12 protein-coding genes are annotated in these 7,891 nt (G+C 31.4%); 7 read left to right on the top strand and 5 right to left on the bottom strand.

The genetic code is table 11. From position 1 onward, the window contains the following. Nucleotides 1–148: 148 nt before the first annotated feature. From RR554_RS11805 to RR554_RS11785, 5 genes are all read right to left on the bottom strand, one after another. A complete protein-coding gene (locus tag RR554_RS11805) occupies nt 149–1,297 on the bottom strand; it encodes a tyrosine-type recombinase/integrase (RefSeq protein ID WP_015076564.1) in 1,149 nt (382 codons plus the stop codon). A 152-nt stretch (nt 1,298–1,449) separates the two neighbouring features. Then, entirely contained in the window at nt 1,450–1,995 is a 546-nt protein-coding gene (locus tag RR554_RS11800) for a DUF4352 domain-containing protein (RefSeq protein ID WP_015076563.1), read from the bottom strand. 57 nt (nt 1,996–2,052) lie between these two features. Beyond that, on the bottom strand, nt 2,053–3,129 hold the full coding sequence (locus RR554_RS11795; protein ID WP_015076562.1) for a type I restriction endonuclease: 1,077 nt from the start codon (nt 3,127–3,129) through the stop codon (nt 2,053–2,055). A 117-nt stretch (nt 3,130–3,246) separates the two neighbouring features. After that, nucleotides 3,247–3,711 (bottom strand): ImmA/IrrE family metallo-endopeptidase, encoded by a 465-nt coding sequence (locus RR554_RS11790; protein WP_057001100.1) that lies wholly within the window; start codon nt 3,709–3,711, stop codon nt 3,247–3,249. Between the two features lie 10 nt (nt 3,712–3,721). After that, complete coding sequence (locus RR554_RS11785) at nt 3,722–4,111, bottom strand: helix-turn-helix domain-containing protein (RefSeq protein ID WP_015076560.1); 390 nt, start codon at nt 4,109–4,111, stop codon at nt 3,722–3,724. Nucleotides 4,112–4,252: 141 nt separating this feature from the next. On the opposite strand from RR554_RS11785, the gene RR554_RS11780 reads away from it, so the two are divergent. The 7 genes from RR554_RS11780 to RR554_RS11750 form a co-directional block, all read left to right on the top strand. Continuing rightward, complete coding sequence (locus tag RR554_RS11780; RefSeq protein WP_332468108.1) at nt 4,253–4,471, top strand: helix-turn-helix transcriptional regulator; 219 nt, start codon at nt 4,253–4,255, stop codon at nt 4,469–4,471. 65 nt (nt 4,472–4,536) lie between these two features. Beyond that, complete coding sequence (locus tag RR554_RS11775; RefSeq protein WP_015076559.1) at nt 4,537–4,773, top strand: hypothetical protein; 237 nt, start codon at nt 4,537–4,539, stop codon at nt 4,771–4,773. Next, nucleotides 4,770–5,291: a hypothetical protein gene (locus tag RR554_RS11770; protein ID WP_015076558.1), complete on the top strand. Its 522-nt coding sequence runs from the start codon at nt 4,770–4,772 to the stop codon at nt 5,289–5,291. Before RR554_RS11775 ends, RR554_RS11770 begins: the two co-directional genes overlap by 4 nt. Before the next feature lie 17 nt (nt 5,292–5,308). Further along, nucleotides 5,309–5,551: a DNA-binding protein gene (locus RR554_RS11765; protein WP_015076557.1), complete on the top strand. Its 243-nt coding sequence runs from the start codon at nt 5,309–5,311 to the stop codon at nt 5,549–5,551. Between the two features lie 129 nt (nt 5,552–5,680). After that, nucleotides 5,681–5,827, top strand: coding sequence for a hypothetical protein (locus tag RR554_RS11760; RefSeq protein ID WP_015076555.1), 147 nt, complete (start codon nt 5,681–5,683; stop codon nt 5,825–5,827). 207 nt (nt 5,828–6,034) lie between these two features. After that, a complete protein-coding gene (locus RR554_RS11755) occupies nt 6,035–6,244 on the top strand; it encodes a hypothetical protein (protein WP_332468107.1) in 210 nt (69 codons plus the stop codon). Then, nucleotides 6,244–7,891 (top strand): ATP-binding protein (locus RR554_RS11750; protein WP_332468106.1); only part of this gene is annotated, 1,648 nt, incomplete at its 3' end. The genes RR554_RS11755 and RR554_RS11750, both read left to right, overlap by 1 nt.

The raw sequence follows: 7,891 nt of genomic DNA, 5'->3' as shown, positions 1-7,891 counted from the left end.
TACCTCAAGATGCCTTCATGGCTGTTCTGAAAATGGACGAGGACCAACCTAAGAAGTAACAAGGGTTTGTAATCGTATTTCAAATGTTCAATATACTATTTTCCCACATATTTCCCACGAGAGGTTAAACTCGTGGGAATTTTTGTTTTTAAAATGAATTATTTTTAAGCATTTGTTCAAATATATCAACGGTATCTTTCTTCATTTTTTTTGTAACATGCGCATAAGTATCCATAGTGGTAGCAATACGGGAATGTCCTAATCTCGTTTGTATCTCTTTAGGTTTAGCATTGTTCTCTAGTAACATTGTTGCGTGGGTATGTCTAAATGAGTGAAAGTTGAAATCAACTCCGGTGAGTTTTCTAACTTTTTCGACATTATACTTTATTGAATTTGGAGTGACAGGCTGACCATTTTCTTTCGTACATATAAAATTACCATCAAAATAGTTTGATCCATAAAAAAGTTTGTTTTCAAGTTGTCTTTTCTTAGAACTTTTCAAAATTTTAATTATACTATCTCCAAGCATAATTGTTCTATAAGAAGATTTAGTTTTTGGAGTTCCTAAATCATATTTTCCGTTTTCAACCCCTAACATAATTCTTTCTACTGTAAGAGTATTTTCTTCGAAATCTATGTCAGTCCATTTAAGTCCGCATACTTCAGAACGCCTTAATCCAGTTTGAAAAGAAATCATCATTGGCAAATAGAAGGGGTCACTTTTAGGAACTGCGCTAACAAGTTTTTTAAAATCTTCAATGGAAATAATTTTTAAATCTCCACGGTCCTTCCATTCTTTAATATCATATTTAGGAACTTTTACATATCTAGTTGGATCAATACTTAAATATTGATATGGAAATACAGCCATTGTAAAAGCTTTATTTAGAACGCCTTTTATAATTGATAAAGTTTGCTTAGCGTAACCAGCTTCATATTTTTCTGTCAATAAATCTTGTAGTGTACCAGGTTTGATTGCTTTTAATTTATACATACCAATTGATGGGAAGATATGTTTATCTAAAATGTTTCGATAATTTGATTGCGTATTCTTTTTTAGATTAACCATTACATATTTATCAAACCAAAAATTGAAGTAGTCAGTTACTGAAATGTCAGATAAAGCCATAACATCACCAGACGTTTCATATTCTTTAATGGCATCGCGAAGAGTCTGCAATGCTTCATCTTTAGTTTTTCCAGCGTAACGTTCAATTTGTTTTCTGTCTCCACTAATATAAGCGAGATCAATTCGATAATACCAACTTTTCCCTTTTTTTCTAACCGAACCTTGCATATGAATTCGTCCTTTCGAAGTACGGAATATGATAAAAAAATTCACGTATTTAAGTTTATTTTTATGAATATATGGATTTTAATTAAAAGAATACGAATGTATGTTCTTTTTTACTTTTAAAGAAAAGCCCGAAGGCTAGTCTTTTGAAAAAATTATTCAACATCCATTGACCAAGAAGATCCGTATAAAAATACTTCGAATGGTCCGTCTCCATTTATGTTAAAGTAAACTTGACCAGAATAATTTTTCCCAGGAGCAACATCTTCTAGAACAAAATTATTTGAAGCTACTTCACCTTTTGCTCCTGAACCGTCATAAATCGAAAATTCAGCTGCGTTGACTGTATAGCTGTTTGGCGTATTGTTTTTTACCGTAAAGTCAACAACCACAAAATAAGATCCGGTTGGTTTATTATAATCTGGTTCACTTTCAGCCGTATCTTTTTTTACTGCAGTTAAGGTAACCTCTAAGTCTCCAGAAACATCGTCCATATTAAAATAGTTAGTTTGACCAATTTCTAATGGGGCATTGGATTCAAAACTAGATTCAGAAGAATTATTTTCCGCACTAGTAGAATCGATATTTATATCCTTTGAGACTTCACTACTTGAGTCTGTTACTTTGTTATCATTAACTCCACACCCGATTAATAAAATTCCAATAACTCCCACAAAAGCTAAACTTAAGATTTTTTTCATTTTAAATCTCCTTAATATAAATTTTGAACATATATTTTATTCAAAAAATCACTTTGCTTAACTTTTAGCTATAAAACTATTTACAATAGCAATTAATTCTTTTTCGTGGGAAGAAATTTCTAATGGACCTTCTAAATCATAAGTAGATTTGTTTGTATCATTTAGGACAATTTTAATTCTAGTAGTAGTAGAGTATACATATACACGAACTATCCATTTTCTGATATTATCATCTAGTAAAATGTTAAAGTAACTCCGGTTGTCGCGATAAGTTACTCTTTCTAAAGTAACTGAATCTTTTAACATTAGCTTAACAATAGTATAAGCTTCAAGTTCTTCAGCAGTGGTAACAATTCCATCATCTTCAATTTGAATTTCTTCTTTCACTTCAGAAGTATCTTCCTGAATAGAAGTAGAGGTATTTAACGCAGCACTTAGTTTAGCATTAACTTTTTCAGTAATAAACTGATTGAATCCTTTTTTTATAATAGGAGTAAACTTATCAATAGTTGCTTTAGTTTTGAGTCCATCAAATATTTCACTAACAAAATATTTGATAAATTCATCTGAAGGAGAATCAAGTTGTTCATTTAAAAAAGATTTTAAATTGTTCAAATACTTCAGCTCAGAAGCACTACTGGTAATTGTTTCAATATTAAAGTTATCTTTATGGAACTTCGCAATTTCAGGTATTTGATTTTCTTTTAAGTCTGTTAAATTAATTGTTAAAAAAGGAGTAGAATCCATTTTATTTGGTTCATCAAGATCAGTGAAAAATTTATATTCTTCTCCATTTGTTAAAATCCCGAATCTAGAAGTAGTTGTACCAAAGTATCTAAATAGTTGTGAATCATGTTTCGTTAATTTCTCAGTAATAGATTTAGCTTCTACTAAAATTACTGGAATAGCGTCGAGAACAACTGCATAATCAACTTTTTCCCCTTTTTTGATACCTACATCAGCAGTGAATTCTGGTACAAATTCTGTTGGATTAAATACATCATATCCTAGCAATTGAAAAAATGGCATTATTAAAGAAGTTTTAGTTGCTTCTTCAGTTGCAATATTCCCTTTTAAATTAGTGACTCTAGTGCTTAAAATTTTCAAATCTTCTTTGAATTTTGAAATATCCATTATGTCTCCTTTTTAAACTGTATTTTATTAACATGTTTGTGATATAATATATTTGTAATAGTACTATTTGCTCTAACTAGTCCCCACGACAGGTTAGGGCTTTTTTTATATTCAAAATTAGTTTGGAAAAATTATTTTAAGACTGTCTGCAATTCCAAAAACAAATCTACATCCTTTGTGGTCAAAAATTAAACCATGTGCATCTTTATAATAATTAATTGAACTCCACAAATATTTGGGCGTTATTTCAAGGAATTCAGCTATTTCCCAATATTCCGTTAATCCTAGTTTATAACAAGTAATTAGTTCATCAAGAGAAACCAAGTAACGATATCCGTACTGTCTAGCTCGTTTCTCTTGTTGTTGTTTTTCAATTGTATCTAATATTGATAAGTCGCCTACAGAAGTTTCGTAATGGCCTAACTCTTCAGCAATATTGCCTATTATGTTTTCATATGAATTATTTTTATTAATGTAAATGTCTGTGTCAATTATAAAAGCACCATGTTTATTATGCATATCTTTTTTAAAATTGAACTTTAATTCAGAATAGTCATTCATCATTTCTTCTAATCTATTCATTAGACACCTTCTATTTTTTAGATTTCTTAATTAATTCAATATACTTTAAAATATCTTCCATATCTTCTTCTGTTACATCATCATCAATATGTGAAGCTATTAATTTTAGATTGTTATCTTTACTATCAAGTACATTTAAGTCGTTAATTTTTTTTGGAGGTTCTTCATTTTCTAGATATCCTGCTAATTTCATCAAATAATTATAGTCCGTATTATATACTTCAGACAATGTTTTTAGAGTTTCAGGACTAGGTTTAACTTCATTGCCACGTCGACTAACTCCTTTTTCAATGTCAGAAATATATGAATGACTCAATTTATTATTACTTCTTTCTGAAACGCTTCTTAAAGATTCTTTACCTCGTAATGATCTTAAAAATTCGCCTAGTTTGTATGTCATGGTTGTCGCCCCCTAAGTGTATTGTAGTCTATACCTTACAAAAAATAAACGAAAATAATGTAGTACATGGTTGACAAAGTGTAAAACTTGGCGTACAATATGTTTTGTAAGGTAAGAATTACACGAAAGGAAGTGTTTCATATGGTTAATAATTTAAAAAAAATCAGACAAGACAGAGGTTTATCCCAAGTCGAATTATCTAAAAAAGCATTAATTTCACGTCCTTATTTATCAGATATTGAAAATGATGTGAGTGTACCAAGTACTCCTATAGCGTTGAGGTTAGCGAGTTCATTATCATGTACAGTCGAAGATATTTTTTTAAACGAAATGTCGTACATGGTTGACGATATAACTTAAACTAAATTCTACCACCACCAACCCCGAACTAAAAGGCAGGAGAGTACGAAAAGGAGGAAACACACATGAATATTATTGAAGAGTTAACACGAAATGTAATCGAAAAAAAAGAACATCTTAAACTGAAACGGATTGCTGAAATTATCGGTAACAACGTTTTAGAAGGAAATAAAACCGCTAGACTACCATTCACATATGATGAAATTGAAGCTTATACAGATCAATTAGAATCATCAAACATTTTAGTATTAGTTGAAGCAGAAACTACTCGAGTAACACTTGACTGGAGGTTAGCTAATTGAGTTCAAAAGTAATTAGCCCTTTTTTAATAGAAGCATCTGGAAGGAAACATATTCAGCAAACACACCTAGCGAGAGAAACACATCGAGCTAAGAGCACCGTCAACGGTTACTTTAACGGTATTCCGACACCTGTAGAAGCTATGGCGGAACTTGCTGCAGTAATAAATGATTCAGAATTAAGCCAACAGCTAGCGCATGAGAGTTTCGGGACTTTACCGAATTTTAGCTCTGATAAGTACGAAGAATCAGCATTTGCGATGGATGTTTTTCAAAGAAAAGAATCAAACGAACGAAAAGCAATGAAAGATCAAGCAGAGCTGGCTTTAACAAAACTCAATCATAAGTTGACTGAAACTGATAAATCGGTACTTGCTGCTTATGTAAATGAATTTTTAGATGAAATATTAATTGAGTTGAAAATAGTATCTCTTATATCAAGAAAAATTGATATTTCAACTAGTCAATTAATCAATAAAAGAGTTCCATATTGGATTAATGAAGATTATTTAAAAAAATGAAAGGAAGGTCAGATAATATGACAAATTATCTTGTAAAGGAAGCAGCAAAAGAATTGAGATGCGGTGAAAATGTAGTAAGAAATTTAATTAAAGATGGACGGATTCGTGTAATGAAAATGCCAACTCAAATTGTTCCTGATTTTGAACTTGACCGGTTTAGAAAAGAAGTAGTTGCAAGTCAGGAAGATTTATCAAAATATGCTGATTTAAATTTATTTAAAGAAACAAAAGAAAATAATTTAGTAGGGATGGTTAGGTGATGAACGAATTTATCGGTGTAGTTATAGGTGTATTAATTAGCATTTCAGTCATTACTAATTTGCACTTATCTGAAAACAAAGCACATTCGAAAGATGATAGTAAAAAACTTTTAAGTGGGGGTATGATCCATGGAAGAAAAAGTAAAAAATCTAAGAATCAAAATTGATGACTATTTCGGAACTGACGACAAAGAAACAGCTATTTGGTTCTTTTATGGTTTAGGTTTTCCAATAGCATGTGGCGCAATCGTATTTATTGTATCGGTGGTGATATAAATGAAAATTATCAAGGATGAAAAAACGTCTACTGAAATTTATCACACCTGTGAACGATGCGGATTTGACCGAATTAAACATGATCATAAGTTTTGCGGGATTTGTGGATTGCCACAAAAAAAGACCAACCAGGACGGCCATCCCAGTTAGTCGGTTCAGAAAAAATATTGTACTGAAATTATACCACGAAAAGGAGCAAACACACAAATGAATGAAAACAAAGCGAAAATAACTATTGAATTAAATGCTAAAGGCGGACTTAGTGCCGAAATGGAAGGAACTACAGAAGACTTGTTAGCTATGTTAGAACTCGGTATAGGTGAAACCTTGCAAGCTGGTTACTGTTGTGAGGGACATTATGAATTAAGAAAAATTGCTCTTCTAACATCGATTATGGACATGGAGGTAAAAAAATAATGAAAAAAATTAAATTAATCAAACTAACGATTCAAAATTTTAAAGGTTTAACGGATTTAGAACTGGATCTTAACGGTGAGAATATGCAGATATTTGCTGATAACGAAGTAGGTAAAACAACTATTTACGACTCATTTTTATGGGTATTATTCAACAAAGATAGCTTAGGTAAAACGGATTTCCAGTGGAAGCCAACTAACATCAAAGAAGATGAAAACGAAGGTAAACAAACTAAAGTATCTGTTTTATTAAGTGTTGACGGTTCGGAAATCGAATTTTCAAAAACTAGATACGATGCAAAAACTACTAAACGAGGCACAACTGATATTAGCTACACAACCAAAACAAGCTATTCTATTGATGGAATTGAATTGAAAACAGAAAAACAATTCAATGAACGAGTTGCAGAAATCATTGACGAAGCAACATTTAGACGACTTACTAGTGGCAATTATGTCATGGAAGTTATGAAGATGGGTGATAGACGTGCAATGTTGTTCGATTTATTCGGTAATTTATCGGATGAAGAGATTATTAATAGTAAGAAAGAACTCGCTCCACTAATTGGAATTATCGGGAATCATTCAGCTGATGAGGCTACCACTAAAATAAAACAAGAAATTAAAAATTTACAAAAAACGCTTAAAGAAATACCTTCTCAAATTAAAGGGATTCAAAGCATTAAGCCAGATATTGAGGATCTCGATAAAGAAGCATTAACTGCTAGAAAAATGACTGCAGAATCTGATGTTAAGAATGCAGAAGATATTTTAATGTCCATTCGTAACGGCTCTGCAGTATCTGAAATAAGAGCTTCACTACATTTAAAAGTCGCTGAAATAGAAGAGGAAAGAGCAAAGTTTAATGCTCGTCAGAACGTCAAATTAGACGGAATTAGACAAGGTAAAGAAGAGTTAATCAGTAATTATCATGCTGCACAAGATGCGGTTAGAAATGAAGAAACTAGATTGTATGAGCTTAAACAAAATGCAAGCAAAGAACAATATACTTTAGATCAATTAAACAAGGAACTTGATTCCGTTTCAGTGGAATGGAAAACAATTAATAGTGAAGTATTCCCTACATTTGATGAACACCAGCTTACTTGTGAATCATGCGGTCAAGAGTTGCAACCAGATAAAATTAAAGAGCACAAAGCGAATTATAAGGCGAAATTAGAAGCATTCAACATTAAAAAAGCTCAACAATTAGAAGCAAATAACGCTAAAGGGTCTGAATTATTTAAAAATGTTGAACAGCAACAAGAAATTGTCACTGATTTAATGAATCGTGCTGAAGATAATAAAGTATTAGAAAACTTGTTAAATAAGGCTTTTGAAGAAAAGACAAAAGTTTCTGATGTGACTAAGACAATTGAGGAACTTCAAGCAGCGACACCAGATTTTGAAACAACAAAAGATTACGAAAAATTAGTTTCAGAAAAAGAAGCTATTACGATTGAACTTAAAAAGCTTCAAGAATCTGCTGAAATTAAAATGGCAGAGCAAGCAAGTTTTGTAAGTGAACTAAAACAGAAATTGAATACGATCAATGAAGAAATCGCTAAATTTGGTGAAGTTGAACGTCAAGACAACCAAATACAAGCTTTAGCTGATGAAGAAAAGCTTCTTGCAAGTCAAAAAGGAG

Source organism: Vagococcus sp., assembly GCF_036639995.1.
In the GTDB taxonomy this organism is placed as follows: Bacteria; Bacillota; Bacilli; order Lactobacillales; family Vagococcaceae; genus Vagococcus.
The sequence above is the reverse complement of the archived record's forward strand: the minus strand, read 5'-3'. Positions and strand labels throughout refer to the sequence as shown.

What these genes read in the sequence shown, in the direction of transcription:
- RR554_RS11805 (WP_015076564.1), bottom strand. Translation starts at nt 1,297, where the DNA reads ATGCAAGGTTCGGTTAGAAAAAAAGGGAAAAGTTGGTATTATCGAATT.
- RR554_RS11800 (WP_015076563.1), bottom strand. Translation starts at nt 1,995, where the DNA reads ATGAAAAAAATCTTAAGTTTAGCTTTTGTGGGAGTTATTGGAATTTTA.
- RR554_RS11795 (WP_015076562.1), bottom strand. Translation starts at nt 3,129, where the DNA reads ATGGATATTTCAAAATTCAAAGAAGATTTGAAAATTTTAAGCACTAGA.
- RR554_RS11790 (WP_057001100.1), bottom strand. Translation starts at nt 3,711, where the DNA reads ATGAATAGATTAGAAGAAATGATGAATGACTATTCTGAATTAAAGTTC.
- RR554_RS11785 (WP_015076560.1), bottom strand. Translation starts at nt 4,111, where the DNA reads ATGACATACAAACTAGGCGAATTTTTAAGATCATTACGAGGTAAAGAA.
- RR554_RS11780 (WP_332468108.1), top strand. Translation starts at nt 4,253, where the DNA reads ATGGTTAATAATTTAAAAAAAATCAGACAAGACAGAGGTTTATCCCAA.
- RR554_RS11775 (WP_015076559.1), top strand. Translation starts at nt 4,537, where the DNA reads ATGAATATTATTGAAGAGTTAACACGAAATGTAATCGAAAAAAAAGAA.
- RR554_RS11765 (WP_015076557.1), top strand. Translation starts at nt 5,309, where the DNA reads ATGACAAATTATCTTGTAAAGGAAGCAGCAAAAGAATTGAGATGCGGT.
- RR554_RS11760 (WP_015076555.1), top strand. Translation starts at nt 5,681, where the DNA reads ATGGAAGAAAAAGTAAAAAATCTAAGAATCAAAATTGATGACTATTTC.
- RR554_RS11755 (WP_332468107.1), top strand. Translation starts at nt 6,035, where the DNA reads ATGAATGAAAACAAAGCGAAAATAACTATTGAATTAAATGCTAAAGGC.